This is a genomic window from Stutzerimonas sp. LR2, from assembly GCF_055755175.1.
The window spans coordinates 1-600 of record NZ_JBVTRR010000094.1; the positions used below are offsets into that span (position 1 = coordinate 1).

The 600-nt window shown below is 50.0% G+C and carries 1 protein-coding gene; it reads left to right on the forward strand.

Features of this window, described 5'->3' with window-relative positions; translation table 11 throughout:
* On the forward strand, positions 1-490 hold a 490-nt coding region (locus ACVRRC_RS22230; RefSeq protein WP_472997614.1), incomplete at its 5' end, for a hypothetical protein.
* Positions 491-600 lie beyond the last annotated feature (110 nt).

The window sequence follows — 600 nt, forward strand, 5'->3', positions numbered from 1 at the left end:
GCGTCAGTGGGGTATCGGTTTGCTGGAAGTTGAGAAGTCGCCTTCACGAAAACTGCGTTATGACGGAGTCACCGAAAAGATCAGTGAAGCCCATTACTCTCTCAGGGTTCAGCTTGAACCTCGCATGGTTCCTGGCTCTCGTCATCAAGGGAAAATCTTGCGGGCTCAGCTTCACGACGATATGCGGATCGCCGTTGCGGGCACCACAGGCACGGGACAATTTATGACCGACTGGAAACGCACCATGATCCGTATTGAAACGTTGATGGGGGATGGTAAACAAAGGCATGTTGCTGAGATTGTTGACTGGTTAAACGTCAACGGTGGCTATCACTGGGCGAGCCGGAGTAGTGCGGTCAGCGGCATAAACACGTCATTGATGCGCCAAGGCTACGAATGTGAAGCCTATGGTTTTGAAGGTCGCGGCCATCGGTGGAAATTCGTTGAAGGAGTAACCCAAAAGGTCCTGAAAACTTCGTCACCCGAATGACTCGTGATTAACTCTCTACATACGGACTAACACTATCGTTGAGGTATCTCATGACATTTTGGCTGCTCACTATTATCACACTACTGCTGCAACTCAGTTGGATTCCCATT